The organism is Acinetobacter nosocomialis, from assembly GCF_041021905.1.
Classification (GTDB): Bacteria; Pseudomonadota; Gammaproteobacteria; order Pseudomonadales; family Moraxellaceae; genus Acinetobacter; species Acinetobacter nosocomialis.
This window is the reverse complement of sequence record NZ_CP157432.1, coordinates 231,905-252,779: the sequence shown is the minus strand read 5'-3', so window position 1 is coordinate 252,779 and position 20,875 is coordinate 231,905. Positions and strand designations below refer to the sequence as shown.

At 37.9% G+C, this 20,875-nt stretch carries 18 protein-coding genes and 1 pseudogene; 8 read left to right on the top strand and 11 right to left on the bottom strand.

Annotated elements, in window-relative coordinates; translation table 11 throughout:
* Positions 1–10: 10 nt before the first annotated feature.
* Positions 11–1,306, bottom strand: coding sequence for a cation transporter (locus ABLC00_RS01195; protein WP_033846909.1), 1,296 nt, complete (start codon positions 1,304–1,306; stop codon positions 11–13).
* A gap of 86 nt (positions 1,307–1,392) precedes the next feature.
* On the opposite strand from ABLC00_RS01195, the gene cadR reads away from it, so the two are divergent.
* A complete protein-coding gene (cadR, locus tag ABLC00_RS01190) occupies positions 1,393–1,785 on the top strand; it encodes a Cd(II)/Pb(II)-responsive transcriptional regulator (RefSeq protein ID WP_033846908.1) in 393 nt (130 codons plus the stop codon).
* A 127-nt stretch (positions 1,786–1,912) separates the two neighbouring features.
* Here cadR and ABLC00_RS01185 read toward each other — a convergent pair whose 3' ends face one another.
* The 3 genes from ABLC00_RS01185 to ABLC00_RS01175 all read right to left on the bottom strand — a co-directional run bounded on the left by ABLC00_RS01185 (position 1,913) and on the right by ABLC00_RS01175 (position 5,161).
* On the bottom strand, positions 1,913–2,842 hold the full coding sequence (locus ABLC00_RS01185; protein WP_033846907.1) for a copper resistance protein B: 930 nt from the start codon (positions 2,840–2,842) through the stop codon (positions 1,913–1,915).
* Positions 2,829–4,736, bottom strand: a complete 1,908-nt coding sequence (locus ABLC00_RS01180; protein WP_065675064.1) for a copper resistance system multicopper oxidase — start codon at positions 4,734–4,736, stop codon at positions 2,829–2,831. The genes ABLC00_RS01185 and ABLC00_RS01180 overlap by 14 nt, the downstream gene beginning before the upstream one ends.
* A gap of 83 nt (positions 4,737–4,819) precedes the next feature.
* Positions 4,820–5,161, bottom strand: a complete 342-nt coding sequence (locus ABLC00_RS01175) for a hypothetical protein (RefSeq protein WP_033846905.1) — start codon at positions 5,159–5,161, stop codon at positions 4,820–4,822.
* A gap of 149 nt (positions 5,162–5,310) precedes the next feature.
* Between ABLC00_RS01175 and ABLC00_RS01170 the strand changes: the two genes are divergently transcribed.
* Together ABLC00_RS01170 and ABLC00_RS01165 are read left to right on the top strand one after the other, a co-directional pair.
* Positions 5,311–5,994: a heavy metal response regulator transcription factor gene (locus ABLC00_RS01170; RefSeq protein WP_033846904.1), complete on the top strand. Its 684-nt coding sequence runs from the start codon at positions 5,311–5,313 to the stop codon at positions 5,992–5,994.
* Positions 5,984–7,360 carry a heavy metal sensor histidine kinase gene (locus tag ABLC00_RS01165; protein ID WP_033846903.1) on the top strand — a complete coding sequence of 459 codons (1,377 nt, stop codon included), beginning with the start codon at positions 5,984–5,986 and terminating at the stop codon, positions 7,358–7,360. The genes ABLC00_RS01170 and ABLC00_RS01165 overlap by 11 nt, the downstream gene beginning before the upstream one ends.
* A gap of 77 nt (positions 7,361–7,437) precedes the next feature.
* Here the strand turns inward: ABLC00_RS01165 and ABLC00_RS01160 are convergent, their stop codons facing one another.
* Positions 7,438–9,777, bottom strand: coding sequence for a heavy metal translocating P-type ATPase (locus tag ABLC00_RS01160; RefSeq protein WP_033846902.1), 2,340 nt, complete (start codon positions 9,775–9,777; stop codon positions 7,438–7,440).
* A 284-nt stretch (positions 9,778–10,061) separates the two neighbouring features.
* On the opposite strand from ABLC00_RS01160, the gene ABLC00_RS01155 reads away from it, so the two are divergent.
* The 3 genes from ABLC00_RS01155 to ABLC00_RS01145 all read left to right on the top strand — a co-directional run bounded on the left by ABLC00_RS01155 (position 10,062) and on the right by ABLC00_RS01145 (position 11,663).
* The gene (locus tag ABLC00_RS01155) at positions 10,062–10,442 is read left to right on the top strand and encodes a copper resistance protein CopC (RefSeq protein WP_033846901.1); all 381 of its coding nucleotides are present in this window, start codon (positions 10,062–10,064) and stop codon (positions 10,440–10,442) included.
* Positions 10,443–10,508: 66 nt separating this feature from the next.
* Complete coding sequence (locus tag ABLC00_RS01150; protein ID WP_348941164.1) at positions 10,509–11,390, top strand: CopD family protein; 882 nt, start codon at positions 10,509–10,511, stop codon at positions 11,388–11,390.
* A gap of 15 nt (positions 11,391–11,405) precedes the next feature.
* Positions 11,406–11,663 carry a hypothetical protein gene (locus ABLC00_RS01145; RefSeq protein ID WP_033846899.1) on the top strand — a complete coding sequence of 86 codons (258 nt, stop codon included), beginning with the start codon at positions 11,406–11,408 and terminating at the stop codon, positions 11,661–11,663.
* 105 nt (positions 11,664–11,768) lie between these two features.
* Here ABLC00_RS01145 and ABLC00_RS01140 read toward each other — a convergent pair whose 3' ends face one another.
* Genes ABLC00_RS01140 through ABLC00_RS01120 form a run of 5 tightly spaced genes read right to left on the bottom strand, consistent with a single transcriptional unit; the run spans position 11,769 to position 17,760 of the window.
* Complete coding sequence (locus tag ABLC00_RS01140) at positions 11,769–13,211, bottom strand: hypothetical protein (RefSeq protein WP_033846898.1); 1,443 nt, start codon at positions 13,209–13,211, stop codon at positions 11,769–11,771.
* A gap of 18 nt (positions 13,212–13,229) precedes the next feature.
* Positions 13,230–14,315, bottom strand: coding sequence for a TniQ family protein (locus ABLC00_RS01135; RefSeq protein ID WP_033854511.1), 1,086 nt, complete (start codon positions 14,313–14,315; stop codon positions 13,230–13,232).
* Between the two features lie 16 nt (positions 14,316–14,331).
* Positions 14,332–15,183, bottom strand: coding sequence for a TniB family NTP-binding protein (locus ABLC00_RS01130; RefSeq protein ID WP_033846896.1), 852 nt, complete (start codon positions 15,181–15,183; stop codon positions 14,332–14,334).
* The gene (locus ABLC00_RS01125) at positions 15,180–17,069 is read right to left on the bottom strand and encodes a Mu transposase C-terminal domain-containing protein (protein WP_033846895.1); all 1,890 of its coding nucleotides are present in this window, start codon (positions 17,067–17,069) and stop codon (positions 15,180–15,182) included. Before ABLC00_RS01125 ends, ABLC00_RS01130 begins: the two co-directional genes overlap by 4 nt.
* A complete protein-coding gene (locus ABLC00_RS01120) occupies positions 17,062–17,760 on the bottom strand; it encodes a heteromeric transposase endonuclease subunit TnsA (protein ID WP_033846894.1) in 699 nt (232 codons plus the stop codon). The genes ABLC00_RS01125 and ABLC00_RS01120 overlap by 8 nt, the downstream gene beginning before the upstream one ends.
* A gap of 114 nt (positions 17,761–17,874) precedes the next feature.
* On the opposite strand from ABLC00_RS01120, the pseudogene ABLC00_RS01115 reads away from it, so the two are divergent.
* Positions 17,875–18,525: pseudogene (locus ABLC00_RS01115) on the top strand (ATP-binding protein); the annotation flags it as partial.
* 29 nt (positions 18,526–18,554) lie between these two features.
* On the opposite strand, the gene ABLC00_RS01110 reads toward ABLC00_RS01115, so the two are convergent.
* Entirely contained in the window at positions 18,555–19,979 is a 1,425-nt protein-coding gene (locus ABLC00_RS01110) for a PLP-dependent aminotransferase family protein (protein ID WP_023188012.1), read from the bottom strand.
* Positions 19,980–20,090: 111 nt separating this feature from the next.
* On the opposite strand from ABLC00_RS01110, the gene ABLC00_RS01105 reads away from it, so the two are divergent.
* Entirely contained in the window at positions 20,091–20,867 is a 777-nt protein-coding gene (locus tag ABLC00_RS01105; protein ID WP_004883678.1) for an aldolase, read from the top strand.
* Positions 20,868–20,875: the final 8 nt, after the last annotated feature.

Here is a 20,875-nt window from a genome sequence, read left to right as displayed (position 1 = left end):
TTTCAATACCTTATTTCAATGCCAAAATTTTTCGTGCTCCATTCAGCACAAACAATGAAACAAGGATACCAATAATCAAATCTGGATAAGCTGAACCAGTCCAAGCGACTAATATTCCTGCCAAAATTACTCCCATATTCACGATGACATCATTTGCAGTGAATATCCAACTTGCTTTCATATGGGCGCCTCCATTTTTATGGCCTGTCAGTAAATAGAGACAGGCAGCATTTGCAATGAGTGCACATAAAGCAATAATAATCATGATATTGGATTCAGGTTCGCTACCAAACATAAAACGTCTAACTACATCTACAATAACGATTGAGGCCAATATAAGTTGTATCCAACCAGCCAAGTGTGCCGCTTTTACTTGATACCTCGCTGCTTTTCCTACTGCATACAATGCAATGCCATATACAGCCGCATCTGCAAACATATCAAGGGAATCAGCAATAAGACCTGTTGAAGCAGCGATAATTCCACTTATAAATTCAATAAAGAAAAGGACACCATTAATTGCCAACAATAATTTTAAGACTTTTGTCTGTTGAGCTGGATCAGGTGTTTCTGGTAAATCCTCGGTAGTTCTTACAGTTTCAATAAGTACTGCACCGAATCCTAAAGACTCAAGCTTTTCGGTAATTTCATTAATACCGTTTGTATGATAAACCTTTAAATTTCTTTGTGATAAATCAAAGGTTAAGCCCTTAATCTGTTGTAAAGGCGAAAGAGTCATTCTTACCATTTGCTCTTCAGCAGAACAATCCATTTTTGGAATTGAATAGGTACTTACTTCTTTCGCACTCGGTTGACTTTCCAGAATCTCTGATTTATTTAATTTGGCTCCAAATCCGAGATTCTCTAGTTTGGCAGTAATTTCATTAACTTCACCGCTGTGGCGAACTTTAAGGCTTCTATTTGGTAAATCAAAAATCAGCTTATCAATATTCGCGAGTGATGATAGTGTCATCCGAACCATTTGTTCTTCTGCGGAACAATCCATTTTCGGGATATGATATTCACTAATAAAAGTCACTTTACTTACGTTCTCAGCCGCCATTACTGCATTTGTTTTTGAATCTGAACCACATTGTGAATTCGTCCCACTTGAACAGGGCTTAGTACTGCCACAAGACAGCTTCTCTTTACCACCCAGCTCTTGCTCTGTATCACTTCCGCAACAAGAACTATTATTTTTTTCAGGCGCCGAACCTGATGCTTTACAAGCATCCTGTTGAGAAGTCTTTAATTTTTGCTCCGTTTCTTCAAAAGCGCTTTCTTTATTACAACCGCAACCACTCATTGACGTGCCTATAGTCATATCTTCACTTATTGCATATTTAAATCCCTATAGTTACTATAGAGTCAAGCTAGTTTTAGTTGATTACCATGTTTTTAAAAATAGGTGAGTTATCTGAAAAAACTTCTTGTTCAGTATTAACAATAAGGTTCTACGAAAAAGAAGGTTTAATCCCTCAGCCTGAAAGAAATCAGGGGAATTATAGGCTGTATTCTGAAAGCTATATTGATAGACTTAAATTCATTGTGAATTGCCGTTCACTAAATATGAATTTAAGTGAGATTAAGAAATTACTGTCTTACAAAGACATTCCTAATCAAAATTGTTCTGAAGTTAATGAGCTCATTGATTCACATATTAAAGAAGTGCAAAACAACATCCGCAAACAACAAAAACTTATCGAACAACTGTTAGAAATTCGGAAAACCTGCGATGGTATGTGTAATGCTGATCAATGCGGTGTATTGAAAAATTTAGGTTAAATAAGTAAAAATATCAATTAATTCAATGGCGTTTAAAATTCGTATTAGCTCCGATCTGATCAGTTAGTTATTAATATTTGTATAAATTATCTGATCGGATAGGAACTAATACATCAAATTGATTTATTTAAAATACCAATTCGATACCCGCACCATAGACCCATTCTTTTTCAGAATCAGTGGCTTCTTGCATGTTAGTCGCTTTTTGTCCTTTTTCATATTGGTAGGCCACATCAATGAAAGGTCGGATTCTTTTAGTGATCTCATACCGGGTTTTGATACCAGTTTTTAACTCAGATAAACCTGATTTTGCAGCATATTTAGAATCATCGCTAAACACAGCATCTACTTCTAAATAAGGTTGTGTGATCAATTTCTGGGTTAACAGGAAATCACGCTCGACTTCTAAGCTCGCCCCCCAGAAATTATTCTCACCACCGTACAAATAAGCTTGGGTTTCAAAGAAATAGGGAGCTAATCCCAATACGCCAATAACACCATCAACCCGATCACTGTTGCTGTTATTTTTATCTTCACTGTATCTCACCCCAGCCTGTACATCCCAGAAGGGTGCTACATTACGGCTATAAAGTGCAGACACATCATATTTTGGATCATGACTTTCCGCTTTATCCAAATTTGCTTCAATAAATAGGCGATTTTCATCTGTGCCTATCAATGTTTCAATTTTCGATCCTAAAGTACCTTTGCCATCTTCATCCACAGTCCACTCATTCTCAAATTTAGTCGTTTGAAAAACTTGTCCACCATGCTCTTTCAGATGTTTATCATGATTTCGGCTATTAGATGTTTCGGCTTCAAGACCTGTACTGTTATCTCCATCATTACCAGAAGTTGAATTTTGGTAAGTATTACGGTCAACGTAACCTAGCCCGCCAGGCTCTTTTAACAGCATTTTCATACTCTCGGACTGAAAGGATTTAGTACTATTATCCATGCTTTGAATATCTGTATCATTTGCAAAAGCTAGACCTGATAATCCAATTAAAGCTATTGATAAAAGTGTCTTAGAATATATTTTTTTAGTGGTGCGCATGTTGATTTACCCCCTTATCATTAGTATTAGGTTGAGCAACAACATCTTTCGAATCAGTACTATTACTATCGACATTTGCCACAATAAGTTTATTCATCATTCCAGCAGACATGTGATAGAGCAAATGGCAATGAATAGCCCATTCACCTAACTCATCAGCCGTTAATAAAGTTGTAACTGTTTTACCTGGTGGAACAATAATTGTATGTTTATTCGGCATATTACTTGGATCTTGGCCATTTTCCAGCTGCATAAACATGCCGTGTAAATGCATCGGATGAGCCATCATACTATCATTAACAAATTTCAAGCGTATACGCTCACCATATTTCACTTTAAATGGTTCAGTTTCATTAAACTTCTTACCATTAATTGTCCAAATATAGCGCTCCATATTTCCACCTAAGCGGATTTCAATTTCACGCTCTGGAGCACGGGTATCTTTTTGAGGGGTTAAAGATTGTAGATCACTATATTGAAGTGCTTTTAGTCCAGCTGGGGTTGAGGCATTCGCCCATCCGTAAACCACTTCATCTGATCCAGAAGAGCTCATTGTTTTTGGAGACATGTCATGGTCCATACCTTTCATTGAAGACATATCATGATCCATACCTTTCATTGAAGACATGTCATGATCCATACCTTTCATTGAAGACATGTCATGATCCATACCTTTCATTGAAGACATGTCATGATCCATACCTTTCATTGAAGACATGTCATGATCCATACCTTTCATTGAAGACATGTCATGATCCATACCTTTCATTGAAGACATATCATGATCCATACCTTTCATTGAAGACATGTCATGATTCATGCCCATATCTTCCATCGTCAGTAAAGCACGGGGACGAGGTGTCGGCATCACAATACTTTTTACAGGTGAAGTATTTTCGTCATGTAATGTACCGATAGAAAAACCACTTCGGTCAATAGATTCAGCTTCAATCTGATAATTTGCCTGTTTCGGTTCTACGATAACATCATAAGTTTCCGCTGTTCCTATCCGGAACTCATCCACTGGCACGGGTTTGACTGGTTGTCCATCCGCGCTGACTACTGTCATTTTCAGATTGGGAATTCTTACATCGAACAAAGACATTGCCGAGGCATTGATAAACCGGAGACGTACTTTTTCTCCAGCTTTAAAATTTCCAGTCCAATTTTGTTCTGGAGTCTTACCATTCATTAAAAACGTATAGTTTGTTACATCAGACATATCTGTCTTAAGCATTCGCATCTGATTCCACATGGAACGATCTTTCCATGTTGCTTTTAAACCATCTCTTTTAATCTGCCTAAAAACATCAAAAACTGTTTCTCTTCGATTCTGGTAGTAATCAGCTTCTTTCTTGAGATTACTCATAATCTGACCACTAGTAGAATTGTGAAAATCAGAGAGTAAGACTACGTAATCTCTATCAGCTTTTTCTCCGGCCGTTAAAGGAACTTTATTTTTGGGATAAATGACTAAAGGGCCATACAGACCATCTTGCTCTTGACCTTTACTATGCGAGTGATACCAATAGGTTCCATTCTGACGAACCTTGAATTTATATTCATAGGTTTTATTTGGTGCAATACCATCAAACTGGTTGAACCCTGGTACTCCATCCATGATGCCAGGTAAAATTAAACCATGCCAATGAATAGAAGAATCTTGGTTTTTCAACTTGTTGTGTACACGAATAACGGCATCATCGCCTTCCTCAAACTCAAGAAGAGGCGCAACAAACTTACCATTTACAGTAATTCGTTTTAGAGGCTTTCCTGTAATATTCACCGTCTGTTCAGCAATTGTTAAATCATATTCTTTAACCGCCGCCATAACCCAAGTCGACGAAAACAATCCGACTCCTATTAAAAGGACATGACTTAATTTTCTAGACATTTATTTTCACCTATCTATAGTTAATTGAGGGCTAAGCAGGTGGATAAAATACTTTTCCCTCAATATCTTATTTCGCGTATTAATTATTTATTTGGCATATTCATTTTAGAATGGTCCATGTCCATCATTTTAGAATGGTCCATATCCATCATCTTAGAATGGTCCATGTCCGTCATCTTAGAATGGTCCATTTGGGACATATCAGACATTTGGCTGTGATCATGCTGACTATGGTTCTGTTGATTTTCCTTACCATCTTTCATATCACAAGGCTTTTTGCATTTCTCTTGTGCTTTTGCATTTACTTTAACTTCTGTACTTAAAGTATTTTTATGTTGAGCGTCAGCAGCCCAAGATTGGCTTCCAGCAATTAAAGTCCCAACACACATAAAAGCAGTTAAGCTACGACGGAATAGAGTTTTCATTGATTGCTCCAAAAATAAATTTTATATAACTAACTTATAGGTTGGAACCGGACATCTATGTGACTTGAAAATGACATTTTTGTAATCTACATCGCATCGTGTATTTATAACGTTATTATGGTCTTAATATGCGATACGGGGCTTAATAAATGAGAATCTTACTAGTTGAAGATGAACAAAAAACTGGTGATTATCTAAAGCAAGGTCTTTCTGAGGCAGGATATATTACAGACTGGGTTACAGATGGCTTATCAGGTAAACATCAAGCTCTTTCTGAAGAATACGATCTAATTATACTAGATGTAATGTTACCGAAGTTAGATGGCTGGAATATCATTAATGATATTCGCAAAAGTGGCAAAACTATGCCCATCCTTTTTCTCTCAGCTCGTGATCAAATTGAAGATAGAGTTAAAGGACTGGAACTAGGAGCTGATGATTATCTCGTTAAGCCTTTTGCTTTTGCAGAACTTCTTGCCCGAATTAAAACCTTACTTCGTCGCGGTCAACAAAAGGAAGATAGCAACATTATTACGATTGCTGATCTTGAACTTGATCTTCGTAAACGTCGCGTCACACGTGCTGGACAAAGAATTGACCTTACAGCTAAAGAGTTCGCATTGATGGAATTGTTCATGCGTAGACGTGGCGAGATTCTGCCTCGTGCTCTCATTGCTTCTCAAATATGGGATATGAATTTTGATAGTGATACCAACGTTGTAGAAGTCGCTATCAAGCGTCTAAGAAATAAAGTAGATAGTAATTTCAGTCCCAAGTTGATTCAAAACATCCGCGGAATGGGGTATGTCTTAGAGGTAGAAGATGACTCATAAACTGTTTAATGCGATCAGTTTCCGTATTGCACTCATCTTTTCGTTATCTACCATTATTATCTTAATGATTATGGGGCTGGTCATTCATCAGCTTGTTATGCATCATTTCGAAACTCAGGACCGTACTCAGCTAGAAGGGAAAATTCAGCTTTTAGAAAATTTACTGGAACAGAATCCGAAAAATACTGATGAACTAAAGATATATTTAAAAGATGCTTTAGTTGGCCATCACGATCTAATTGTCCAGATTGAACGCCCAACTGGCCAAATCATTTTTAGTTCAGCACCTGCCGTTATAAAGGCTCAAACATTAGTAAAGTCTAAACATATCCCTTGGATAGAGTGGGAAATTCAAAATAAAATATACCGCGGATTAGTTTATAAAAAGTCGTTTGATAAAAATATGAGTGTTCCAACTGCTCAAATTATTGTTGGAATCGATACCTCCGAACATCAACATTTTTTAAACGTCTTTAGACGACAATTGTTATATATCGGAATTGTGGGCACAATTTGTTTAATGTTTTTAGGTTGGTTTGCCGCATGGAGGGGTTTACGTCCAGTTCAGAAAATGGCAAAAGTTGCAGAAGGCATTTCAGCTCAGCATCTATCTGAACGGTTAGCGGTCGATAACACTCCCACCGAACTAAAATCATTAGCCATAGCCTTTAACGATATGCTAGATCGATTAGAAACTGCTGTAGAAAAACTCTCAGATTTTTCATCTGATCTTGCCCATGAAATTAGAACGCCAATTAATAATTTAATGACTCAGACTCAAGTATGTTTATCTCGTAGTCGGGATATTAATACTTATCAGGAAGTCCTCTTTTCTAATCTGGAAGAGTTTGAACGTTTGGCTCGAATGGTTTCAGATATGTTATTTCTTGCAAAGGCAGAGCATGGCCTACACTTACCAAACCTGCAACAGGTCAACCTGGTACAAGAAATTTCTGCTTTATTTGACTTCTATGATGCTATCGCTGCTGAAAAGGGAATGTCCCTAGAACAAAGTGGACAAGGATATGTAAAAGGCGATCCTTCAATGTTACGTCGTGCACTGAGTAATTTACTATCAAATGCGATCAAATATGGCAAACCTGATACAGTAATTAAGATTAACTGCCGACAAAATATTGATACCACTATATTTACGATCGAAAATGTAAGCTCACCAATAACATCTGAGCAGCTGAATCGGTTATTTGACCGTTTTTACCGTACGGATGCGTCCAGACAAAGAGTTGAGGAAGGCACAGGTTTAGGTCTAGCAATTACAAAGTCAATTCTTGATGTACATGGTGCAACGATTCAAGCGGACTATAACAACGATCGGATAGCTTTTAAAATAATTTTTAAAAAATAAATACTTGTGAATAAAAAATAACTGACTACTCATATCTGTATCTAAAAAATTATGAGTAGTCAGAGAATGATCCTTTCTTAACTACGTAACCTTAAAGCATTACCAATAACCGATGCTGAACTTAGGCTCATTGCTAAAGCTGCGATCATAGGAGAAAGTAGCCAACCGGTAAATGGATATAAAATACCCGCAGCCAAAGGGATGCCTAAAGCATTATAAAGAAATGCAAACATCAGGTTTTGCCTCATATTTTTAATAGTGGCCTCTGACAGGGAACGAGCGATCTCTATACCCCGTAGATCACCTTTGACTAAAGTGACTTGAGCACTATTCATGGCCACATCTGTTCCTGTTCCCATTGCAATACCAATATCCGCTTGAGCTAAAGCTGGGGCATCATTGATGCCATCACCTGCCATTGCAACCATTCTTCCTTCTTTTTGTAATTTATTAACCAGTTCCAGTTTATCTGCCGGTTTAACTTCTCCATAAACTTCATCAATACCTAATCTAGCACCAACTGATTTTGCAGTAGTTAAACCATCTCCTGTGGCCATTATAATTCTTAAACCAGAATTCTTCAGAGCATGCACAGCCTCAGGTGTACTGGCTTTGATTGGATCTGAAACAGCCAATAACCCTACGAGCTTTCCATCAACAGCCAAATGCATAACACTCGCACCTTCTGTTCTTAATTGCTCAGCTTGAGGGATATATGTATCAACTGATATGCCAAGTTGTTCCATTAGGGCTGTATTGCCTAATGCTAATTGTTGCCCGTCTAACTCGCCCTTCACACCAATTCCGGAACCTGACTCGAAAGAGGTTGGTGTTGTTAGTACAAGATTTCTTTCACGGGCAGCCCGTACAATTGCATCCGCTAATGGATGTTCACTACCTTGATCCAAGCTGGCAGCTAATCTGAGAACTTCATTCTCTTCATATCCGGATAAAGCAATGACCTTATCAAACGAGGGGCGACCTTCTGTTAAGGTACCTGTTTTATCAATAATTAATGTATCAATCTTACGTAAATTTTCTATTGCTGCAGCATCACGGAAAAGTACGCCATTGGATGCACCACGACCTGTTGCGACCATGATTGACATGGGCGTAGCCAATCCTAAAGCACACGGGCAAGCAATAATTAAAACTGCGACAGCATTGATTAGTCCGTATACCCAACTTGGTTCTGGTCCAAATATTCCCCAGCCCAAAAAGGTAAGGATAGATATACCGATCACCACCAGCACAAACCAGCCGGCTACCTGGTCTGCCATTCTTTGCATAGGGGCTTTAGAACGCTGAGCCTGTGCCACCATTTGAACTATCTGTGAAAGTACGGTTGATGAACCGACCTTTTCCGAGCGCATCACTAATGAACCGTTCATATTCATTGTCGCACCTATTACTTGGTCACCTATACGTTTTGTTACCGGAACCGGCTCTCCCGTTAACATCGACTCATCAATAGAACTAGAACCTTCTGTAATTATTCCATCAACAGGTACTTTTTCACCTGGCCGCACTCTCAGTAAATCTCCAACATGGACATGGGAAAGTGGAATATCTTCCTCTGTGCCATCTTCATTGATTTTTCTTGCGGTTTTCGGTGCCAACCCAAGTAAAGATTTTATTGCTGTAGAAGTTTGCGAACGTGCTTTTAACTCAAGAACCTGGCCTAATAAGGTCAGTGAAATAATTGCGGCTGTTGCCTCAAAATATACAGCAACACGCCCCATAGAGATGAAAGATGCTGGGAAAACTTGTGGGGCTACAGTCCCAACGACACTATAAATAAATGCAGCTCCAGTCCCAATTCCAATTAAAGTCCACATATTCGGACTACGATTTAAAATTGAGTGCCAACATCTAACAAAAAATGGCCAACCTGCCCAAAAGACGATAGGTAAAGTAAGGACAAGTTCAATCCAGCTTTGCACCTTCATTTCAAACCAGTTCAACTGATGCCCGAACATCGCCAAAAATATGACGATGAGCGTTAAAGGTAAGGTGTACCAAAATCTTCTTTTAAAATCTTTAAGTTCAGGATTATCATCAGCTTCATCTAGATTGGGTAGTAATGGTTCTAGTGACATACCACATATGGGACAGTTACCAGGATGATTTTGCCGGATTTCCGGATGCATTGGGCAAGTATAAATTGATGAGGTATTTACACTATTTGACTGTGCTTCCATCTTATTTAAAGAGGTATTTGCGGAAGCAGATCCATCTTCTTTAGCAATATACAAAGCGGGATCATGCTTAAATTTTAGCTGACATTTTTCACTACAAAAGTAAAAAGTCTTATTGCCAACCTGTTCATGAAATTTAGATTCCTCTGTTACAGCCATACCACAGACAGGATCCTTAAGTGCTTCATTTATAGTTTTCTTTTCATGATGATGGTCCATATATAAACCTCCTTCATATTTAATTTTTTTAAAAAAATAATTAGCTTCGGACAGAAATAAATTTCCGGTTATTTGAATATTTAATGAACATTTTTCTTGATAAAGTCAGTGTAGCACTTGTGAGTTTTCAATTCTAAAAATGACAAAAATGTAATTTTGGAGTCATCAAGACGTTTCTCTCTTTCTTAAATAATAGGCATACAAAGAGTGATGACCAACTCGATCAATTTAGGAATTTCACTGGGTCATTACTTAGCATGTACTAATTTTAAAAAGGTGATGAAATGAAATTTTTCCAAAATAAAGTGTCAGCTCTACGTAATGTACTAGTAGGTGCGACTATGGTTGTAGCTGCTTCAAGCGCATTTGCTCATGTCAAACTTGAAAGTGCTACTCCAGCTATTAATGCATCTGTAGCAAGTCAGCCAAAAAATATAACTTTGAATTTTGGTGAAGAAGTCATGTTAATGAATGTCAAATTACTTGACGCTCAACGTAAAGACATCCCTTTAAATTACAAGGTAACTCATGATTTAAAAAAATCATTTGAAGTAGCAGTACCTAAACTTAAAAAAGGCAAATACACAGTGGTTTGGACCACAATGGGTACTGATGGTCATAACATGAATGGTGAATATAGCTTCACTATTAAATCAGCGAAATAACCATAAAACATCAGTAGTCTATATGCCAGCAGCTTGCTGGCATATTGCAATAGCAGGGGAAAAAATATGAATCCTGAAACTTGGATATATGCAACATGGCTGATTAAAGTCGTTTTATATTTAGGAATAGCCTTTGTCGTTGGGGGCGCCTTTAGCTACTTTCTACTGGGACGCTATGTAGAAATCAAGGAAACTCTCCTAAAGTACATTACTATTGGTGCCGGGTTAGGCTTTATTTCAAGTACTTTAGGTTTCTTCGTTCTTATAGGAAGTTTTGCCAATACAGGCCTTTCTGGGATGTGGGACAATAACTACATTAATATTTTAGTAAATACACCTACTGGGCATATCCATATCATCCGTACAGTTAGCTTTGCAATTTTACTGTTATTTATGATCGTAAAGCTTAGTAAAGGGACTATTCAGGTTTCCAAAGTAGAAGGGACAATTTTTACCATCCTGCTCATCCCCATAGTTTTTAGTTTTTCACAGCTAGGCCATGTTACAAATTTACCTTTATTCGCTCAATTCTTATTATCAATACATGTACTTGTAATGTCCTTATGGATGGGATCACTTTTCCCTTTATGGAGAACAACTAAAAAAATTACTGGTCTATCATTAAAAGATCGCATGCACTTATTTGGAAGAATCGCAACATTTGTTGTAGGAATTCTACTCGCTTGTGGTGCCAGTATTGCGCTGTTACTCATTAAAGATTTTAATACGCTACTAAATACTCCTTATGGGCATGGTTTTATTATTAAGATCGCATTTGTTCTAAGCATTTTATTATTAGCTGCCTTTAACAAATGGTATTTTACTCCTCGCTTAGAAGACCCAAAATTTGCCGGACAGTTGGGTTATGCCATTTTATTTGAAATGTCATTAGGCCTAATGATCCTTTTAACGACTGGATATATTACAACTGTAGTCGGGATTGAGTAACGGGAGTAATAAGCAATGATTTCATGGATGAAAAAAATCTTTATTGCTGTTATGTCTGTTGTAATGCTTACTTCGGTATGGGCTAAACCAGCTTCACCTAAAACTATGCATGCTCTTGATGACAGTGAATTAAGTAAAATTACAGATCATGATCACTCAGATAAAACCTCGCTTTCCCATAACCAAGCAGAAAAGAAAGAGGTCCCTCAAAATTTAACTAAAGAAAATAATCTTCAAAATTTAAAACTTGTACAAAGCCCTCAGCCCCAGTGATTTCATATGCGTTTTAATTACACACGGGGATAGAAAGCTTCTATTCCCTAGTCGGCATAAGTGGCCTTTATAATTTAAAAGCAGAGACATCAATACACTGCATATCTAGGTTTGTACTTGTCTTCTATCAAGGAAATTACTTCTTTTGGGTATCCAGAAACTTTCATTTCTAAAACTCACAACCAATCCATCTTCAACTTCATTGACCATATTTAGTTGTATTTGTTTAGCGTTGGCGACATCTAACTTATGGAAAAACCTTAAGCAAAGCCTAGTCCACAACAAAAGATCAAAACTACTCTCAGCTATCATTATTAGTTTGATAATCTCTTTTTCTAACTTCTTGTTTCTAACTGTTTTTAGAAAACTAGAGTTTTTAGTAAATGAAAAATCTAAATGGGTACCGTAATTCTGATTTAAAAAAATTAGAAATCCTGTAAGAGCGGCAGCCTGACCAGGATGCTCAGAAAGATAGTGCTTGATATGCCATAGCCGTGGCAGTTTAAACCTTGATTTACTGATCTGTATCATTAAGGCTGCTGCAGGTTTCATTGCTAATCGGGCAGAACGAATACTTGTTTTGCCGTTATATACTCTATTCATTAATACTTCATAGTACTCTTGAAGAATTTGAGCTGAGGATGAAGTTTCCGGGCAAATATCTTTCAACTTATTCAATTGGTCCAGCTCAGAACAAAATTCTTTTGCTTGTATATCTACTTCAAGATGATGTACTTGAGTTAACCATTGCATAGGTAGTACGAACTTACGTAAGCCACTTGATCTTAATCGTGCAAGGAAGTCACGATAAGCTGGAATTTGCTCCTTCCAAAGATCATTTGTTACTTCAAAAAACTTTATATGTTTAACACTAAATAATACTGCTTTATGTGGCCCAACTCGTTGTTCAAGCCATTTAGAATAATTTTTAAAATGTTGTCTAAGGTTTACGTCTTTTAGATTATTTACCAGCTTCGCAACTTTTCGCTCCAGAGCCTGGTGCCAAGAACATATTTCACAATAACTCCCACGTCCAGCCGGGATTTCCTGTTTACAAGACAAGCAAGGATGAGGTTGGCCAGTTAAACATTTTTTGCAGTACATCTGACCTGTTGAAATGTCTACTTCAAGTAGGCGATACCGGCGACAACACGGGCAAGTTCTACAATCACGAGTTGCACACTTAGGACAGACTCTTAAATTATCTGCAAAACGGCTAATTCGGAAAAGTTTCTGTGAAAGACATCCACAACGCTCACAAGCTTGAAACTCTCTAAAATAAACGGAACAACTTTTACAAACTGGACCATTCTCTGTAATTTTTCCTATGGAATAATCAACTCTTTGACAACGAATACATGGCCTATTGTTTTCACATTTCTGGCAAATTGCCAAATGATCATATTTATATAATCTAGCCAGACTTCCGCAGGATGAACATTCCCGTTTTTTAAATACCCGTACATAACATGTATGACAGAATTTATTTGATTTATAGTTTTTATGAATTTTTTTAACGCTTCGGCCACATTCATCACATTGAGGCATTCCTTATTCTCCCTCAATTTAGGAGATCTTTTGCTTTAATCTCCTCATCTTTCGCAATATAGTTTTTTTACTCGTAGGTTTAGGAATTTCTGAAACCTTTTTTATTAAGAGATACTTCCGAGAAACTTTGTCTAGTTGTCTTTCTAGAGGCTGTAATATTTCAGGTATTCTACATCTCTTATCCCAGAAAGAGGTTCTATTCATCTTTAAAGAATGAGCTATTTCGATAAGTCTTATTTGAGGGATATTTAAAAGTTGATAAATATAGGAAAAGATTCGCTCTCTTTCCATTACTGAAAGTTGGCTAAGAACTAAACCTGTCGATAAAAGTTGTATGTGGGGTATTTTAATTCCTAAAGCCTTTAAAAATGCCCAACCCTTACTATTTAAGGGACCTCTAAGAACTTTTCGAATGAATTGATTAAAGACCTGAATGACGTTCAACCATTCTGATATAGAAATTAAAGTATTTGTATAAATCGCATATCCTTGCCTTAGAAAAAGGTCAAAATCTTCCTGTAATCTCAAAGCATTTTGATCAATGGTATTGGCTTTCACATCAGGAAGTTTCTTTTTACATATAGCACAGCAAGATAGAGTTCGATCCGGGGCTTCCAATAACCTTGGTTGAATAGCCTTATGACAGTGGGGGCACTGGTCTACTAAGCGTAACTGATGCTTAGTACAACCCACATGTAATACATACCGCCAATTCAGGTGGTAGTAAGCAACAGGATCTTCTTCCAAGCACTTCGGGCAATATTGCCAGCCGCCACTATGTTTACGATTTCTTGTACCTAAAGCTAGAATCCATTGATGAGGGTTTAGTTCATTATTTTGTACAAATAATTCCTTAAAAGTAGCGTTATTTAATTGATCCTGACTGACAGCTGTCTTACGAGCTAATATTTCTAAATATTCTTGATTAAGTCCTTTATCAATATCTATAGTCCATACTCTCCATTTAGGCCAAATTATTCCCGTTAAACTTAATGGATCACAACCGCATCCAAGGGCAACCCGTATTAACCAAGAGGATAAAGCTTCATCCTGAAATAAAGGTGTTCGGGTTACCCAATAATAAGTCTCTCGGGTAGGTGCCATATTGGAGCCTCACAGACTATCTCACATCTTCTAATAAATGATGATCAATATATTCCTGACCTGAAATAATAGCTTTCTTGGCAGCCTCTCTTAACAAACTACGTAAATTTCCTAAGTTTCCTTCAGTAATGTCATGTAAATACTTTACCGTGGCTGGCTCAGCTAATCTTGAAGGTTGTTTAAGCGGAAGTACTTTTTCAAATTTATTTACTAGAGCCTGAAATTCTTTATCAAGCTGCCATAAAGGTAAGTTAACAACACGAAAACGGCTCACGTGCTGCGGATCTGTATAAAGTACACGGACTGCTTCTTCCGTACCAAAACCCACCACCGGGATCTGGGTTTCATTACACAAGTATTTGATCGCATTCATGACTGTTCTCTGCTTAATGGGGGTCCCACATAATAAAGAATTCATCTCATCAATAATGAGTAGCTTCACCTCATAAAGTTTAAGACAGTGCACAACCTGATACCTTAATTTAGCAACCGGATCTCTTTCCCGGAAAGGTTCCCAAAATCTATCCAGGATCGCCATATATAAAGCTTTCTCATCAGGGGAAACAGGTGCTTGAACAACAATGACAGGCTTTACTGCATTATTCAGCTCATTGATATATCCCTCACCATAGAGCTTAAAAAATTGGTTAATGATTGATGTCTTACCATTATTAGGCTTACTTAACACCAGTAAATTAGGCATACGACTTCGTTTTGGGAGGGTAAGCATGCCCTTTAACTGATCTAATAAATCATTCGCTGCCGGGTATCCGATCCAACGATCCTCTTCAAGAAAGTACAGCCGATCCTCATTAGATTGATCAACAATAGGGCGAAATTCCTGGAAAATATGTGGATAATTACTCATGAAATATCCTCATCATTTTCTAGCTCATCTAAAGGTAATAACCCATATAAGTTTTCAAGTTGTTGCTCCATAACTGTGCTCTCTTGCTGAGATTTTTTATCCTGAATTGAGGCAGGGTTAATACTCTGTTGATGTTGAGTACTACGCTGATATGATCTGCGAGCACGACGAGTCTTAGTACTCGCTTCTTGTACTCGTTCACGAAGTTTAGCCAAAGCCTGTCCAAGCTCATGATCTTTTAAATATTCACCAGTTTCTTTTTTCAGTTCCTGAATTTTTTTATGTTCCCAGATACTAAAAGGCGGAATACTTTGATCTGCTAAAGGAACCTTAAAATAGTTTTTGATTTCCGGGTCAAAGAACCATATTTCACTGATATTCCGTGGATCACGTCTAAAAATAAACTTACGTTTCTCTTTATGGTTATCAGGGTCTACTGAATTGATCCAGCCTCTCAATACATCCGAATAATATGACAGCCCATCAATAGTTACGCCTGTGGTTTGAATAGTTCGTTCAAAACTCGGTAAAAAATCAAGGAAAAAATTATGATCATTTGCAGGTAATCTGGCTGCACCAGATCCTAAAGTATTCTTATCACCAAAAATACCAAGTTCAAAAGCATGTAGAGGTGATGTACCTAAAGCTGAGTGTTTCCGTTTATGGTAAACATTACAGATAAAGTCAATCAGCCAATCCTCAAACTCTGTAAATGTGAAAACGGCTTCTGTATCAGAGTTATAGTCTTTTCTTTGAAAAATATTAGAGAAAGTAGTACCTGGTACTGCATGAATATCTGTAGCAAATGTCCCCATCAAACGTTCAATATGTCCACCAAAGCGTGGTTTTTTAACAGGTCGATATTCGAGACGAATATCATGCGCCATACAGGCATTTCTGAAAGTTTCTGAATGGAATTCGGAACCATTGTCTACATGAATCGTATTCATAATTCCCCAAACAGGCCACTCAGTCTGGATTTTGCGTAAGGCCAGCCATTTCTCTTTAGGTAATACTGCTTGAGATACACACATAGCAATCGACATTACAGAAGGCGCATCTAAAGAAAGGTAATAACCGACAACAACCCGTGAAAAGACATCAATTGCAAGGGTTAGATAAGGACGTCCAATAGGTTGTCGATTAAAATCATCTACTAAAATAAGGTCCACTGGGGTATGGTCAATCTGAACCACTGCAAGTGGATAATCTGCATGTGGAAATTTTCCAGCAGCAGGAGTAAATCTATTATTTGCCTTTTCTTTATGTCCTCTTTTACGAAGAGCTTCTTTTTGACTAATCGCTGCTATACGATTTCGTACCGTATTTGCATGAGGGACATCAAGAATATGATATTCATGGCATAAGCGTTTCACCTCAAGTACAACTTTTTGAACACTTATTCTCTGATTGGTCAGGTATAAATCTTTAATCGCTTTTTCAATAATTGCTTCGGCATGCTTATTAATCATTTTTTGACCTTGAGGCAAACCCTCTTTTTTAGGTCTCAGTCCATCAATAGTTCCATATGCGTTATAGATTTTTAACCATCTATATACAGTTGCCGGGTTTATATCATGTTGTTTCGCACGTAACTCTACTTCCTTACGACCACTCACACCCTCCTCAATGAAGGGGCGGATGATATTGAAACGCCTTTCAGCTTCCACCCAATCTTTATCAGGAATGAGATTTATATCTTCATACTTTTCAGTGGGTAGTGCTGGTTCCAATTCACTAATAGCAGCAATACCTTTTCTGCCCGTATTCTTGTTTTCAACAAAGACAGATTTAAGATCAATGATCTCAAGAATTGTATGCGGAACACCTTTAACCTGAACGGATTCACCAGCAGCAATCTTGATATTTATACGTCTATCATTCATAGTAATTTCCGCTTGTCCAAAGTTCCGTAGAAGGCTGCAAAGGCTGACTTAGATCACATACTAAATAACCATGAGCAACTAAATACCAAATTTGACTAATGCCATTTGCACGGTCCCATTTACCGGAAAAATGCCGTGCTAAAAGTGTGTCAAAAGTGACGACTTCCCGATCTCGTACATAATCTATTAAATGTTTTGAATCGGCGAAAGAAAAGTTCATTTTTCGGTATTTTTGCAGAAACATAGCATTTAACCATAACCGATCACGAATACGTCCTTCATGCGCGATATGGAATTTCCAGCCTTCTTCTTTGCAAATAGTCATAGCAGCACGGTATCTTGTTTTCCAAAGATTTAAATTCTGTTCTAACTCTGCTGCCGGCTTTACTTCGACTAATTTAGGGGGAATAAAAGGAAGATAGTTATCATGTTTATAAGTTACTAAAAAGTCGGGGGTATAAACCCGTTTCTTTCCATTATCAATATACTCAATAGTAAATGGTTGAGACTCAACAGCAAGAACGTTGGGATCAATTTCCAAACGGATAAGAAAATCTCTTTCAAGTGTAGATTCAAAAGCAACAGCAGAATCTTTTTTAAAAGGGTACAGACCAGATACACTAATGCGTGTATTACCAACTTTTCTTCGGGCCGGTACGATCTTTACCGTGTCGCATAATTGATTGTACATTCTTGGTTCCGTCGCATAGTTCATTATAAGATTTGTCGCACAGTTCTTTGTAAAAAGTGTTCTAAGTTATTGACTCATACTTAAATTGTCGCATAGTTCTTTGTAAATGACAGCGGCTCGCATCCTAAACCGGGTGAAATTACCTTATCTCACTTAGGGGTTCTCTTTTTAGATGAATTACCCGAGTTTGATCGCAAAGTATTAGAAGTCTTACGCCAGCCGCTTGAGTCAAAAGAAATTATCATTTCACGGGCAGCCCGGCAAATTACCTATCCTGCCAACTTTCAGCTTATAGCAGCAATGAACCCCTGCCCATGTGGTTACGCATTTAATCAAGACAGTCGTTGTCAGTGTTCACCCGAAAGTATTAAGCGCTATCAAAATCGTATATCGGGGCCATTACTTGACCGCATCGATTTACATATCGATGTACCGGCATTAAAAGCTCAGGAACTACAAGATCCAACACCCGCCGAAGGTTCAACAACTGTGCGACAACGTGTGATTTATGCTTATGAACAACAAATAAAAAGGCAGGATTGTTTGAATCAGGCACTTTCACCGAAACAATTAGAACAATTCGCTGTCCTAGATGACGCGTCACAGCGAATGATTGAAATGGCTCAGCAACGTTTAAATTTATCTGCACGTGCTTATCATCGAGTTTTACGGGTTGCTCGCACCATTGCCGATTTGTCTCAAAGTGAGATGATCCAAAGTCCACACCTTACAGAAGCTCTTTCCTATCGAGGCAATCATTCTTAAAATAAAACAGCGGATTATGAGTCCGCTGTTCATTTATTTTTATTAAGAATATTGTTTAAGTTTTCAATTAAAGCCGTAATTTCTTTCTCTGATAAAGCTGCAAAACCAAAGCGAATACTACAATTAGGATGTTCTTCCTGTTTAAACTTATGCTCTGCATCAATGTTGAGTTCTTTTAACTTTATGAGCTGTTCTTGGGTAAATGTTTTCTGAAATTTCACCCACAAAGCCATTCCACCTGCAGGTGGTTGTATTTGAATACTTTGAGCAAAAACTCTTTGAAACTCAGCTAAGGCATGATCACGACGTAACTTATAAATCTTTTTCATTTTACGTATGTGTCGTTTGATCTCTCCTCTCTGCATTAAATCCGCTAAAGCGAGTTCCGTAATATTATTGCCCTGCCGGTCAATCAATAAAATATCTCCAGTAATGGAGTGAATGATGGGGGGAGCTGCCACGATGTAGCCTAACCGAATACCAGGTGCAAAAACTTTAGACAATGAGCCCACATGAATGACCAACTCAGAGTGAGGTAAGCTCGCTAAGGGTGGCATAGGTCGGCTGTCATAGTGAAATTCATGGTCATAGTCATCTTCAATAATGTAAAACCCCCATTTTTTTGAAAGCTCTAAGAGTTGAAGACGACGACTCATTGGCATGGTAACTGTTGTGGGATATTGATGATGTGGCGTTGTATAAATGGCAGCGACAGAATATTCTTGTAAAATCCGTTCCAAATCTTCAATGACAATACCTTGCCCATCTAATTTGACAGTAACAACCTGAAAACCATTTGACTGGAATGCCTTAAAAGCAGATGGGTAATACAGCTCTTCAACCACAATGACGCCTTGGCGGTTTGGTAACGCGCGCGATGCAAGAAAAATTCCCATCTGGCTTCCACGTACAACACAGATCTCATCTTCGGCAACATTCATAAAACGTTCCATCGATAGCATTTGTTGCAAGGCTTGTCTTAACTCAATCATTCCTCTTGGGTCACCATATCCCATGTACTGATTTTGCGTAATTTTAATGAGTGCATGCCGATAAGCCCTCGAAAATAATTCGTATGGAATAAGCCTCGGATCTGGCACACCATCGTTATGTGGACGTTGAATCACTTCTTGAATAATTGGCTTATCATTAACTTTTAGCTCAGATACTGACTCTATTTGAAGCTGTTTTTCCGGCAAAACATCTGCCACAAATGTGCCTTTTCGAGGGCGAGTCACTAGCCATCCTTGTGCCTCTAATTCCTCATATACCGCTTGTACCGTTTTCCGATTAATTCCTAGTTCTTTTGACAAGCTACGAGACCCCGGTAGCATAGTTCCCTGTACTAAACGCCCATTTAAAATTTCTTGGCTAATCAAGTTAGTAAGCTTTAAAAAAACTGTTTTTTCTTCTCTTTCATCGATACGAAAATGTACTTGCCAAGGTCTTAGCATATTCGCCTCATCTGGACCATATAACTTATAAAAACTGGATGTATTGATTCATCCAGTTATTTTCTATTCTGCCTTCACCTACTTAATTTGGTCAACTGGACTGGAGAAGAGATGAAGACTGCTTCTGTAAACAAACAAGAGCTGATGCAACATGCACAGCAAGACATGCAAAAGTGGATTAGTGACTCAGATTTAACTGATCGTCAAAAGCTTGCACTTACTTGTCGTATTTTATTTGATCATGGTCATGATGCTGGTTTAGCGGGACAAATTACTTGCCGTAGTGAAAATAAAGAAACCTTTATTACCCAACGTTTCGGATTAGGTTTTGATGAAATTACTGCTTCAAACTTACTTGAAGTAAATCAAGATCTAGAACCCATCAATCAAGAAGGAATGGCAAACCCAGCCAACCGTTTTCACACTTGGATTTATAAAGAACATCCAGAGGTGAATTGCATTATTCACACACATCCCACCCATGTAGCTGCTTTATCTATGCTACAGATTCCACTCATGATTTCTCAAATGGACGTCTGTGCACTTTACGAGGACTGCTCATTTGTAGGTCATTGGCCAGGTGTTCCTGTGGGTAATGAAGAAGGCATTTTGATTTCATCTGCTCTGGGTAAAAACCGCGCTGTTTTGTTGTCTCACCACGGCCAACTGGTCACAGGAAAAACCATTGAAGAAGCATGTAACTTGGCTCTTTTAATTGAACGCGCAGCCCAACTGCAACTACTGGCAATGTCTGCCGGGCAAATTCAGCCTATCCCCCACAGTCTAGCAACAGAAGCACATGACTGGGTATCTACCGATAAACGCAACAAAGTGAACTTTGCTTACTACGCACGTAAAGCTTTGAAAAACCATTCTGACTGTATTTAAAAAGAGAC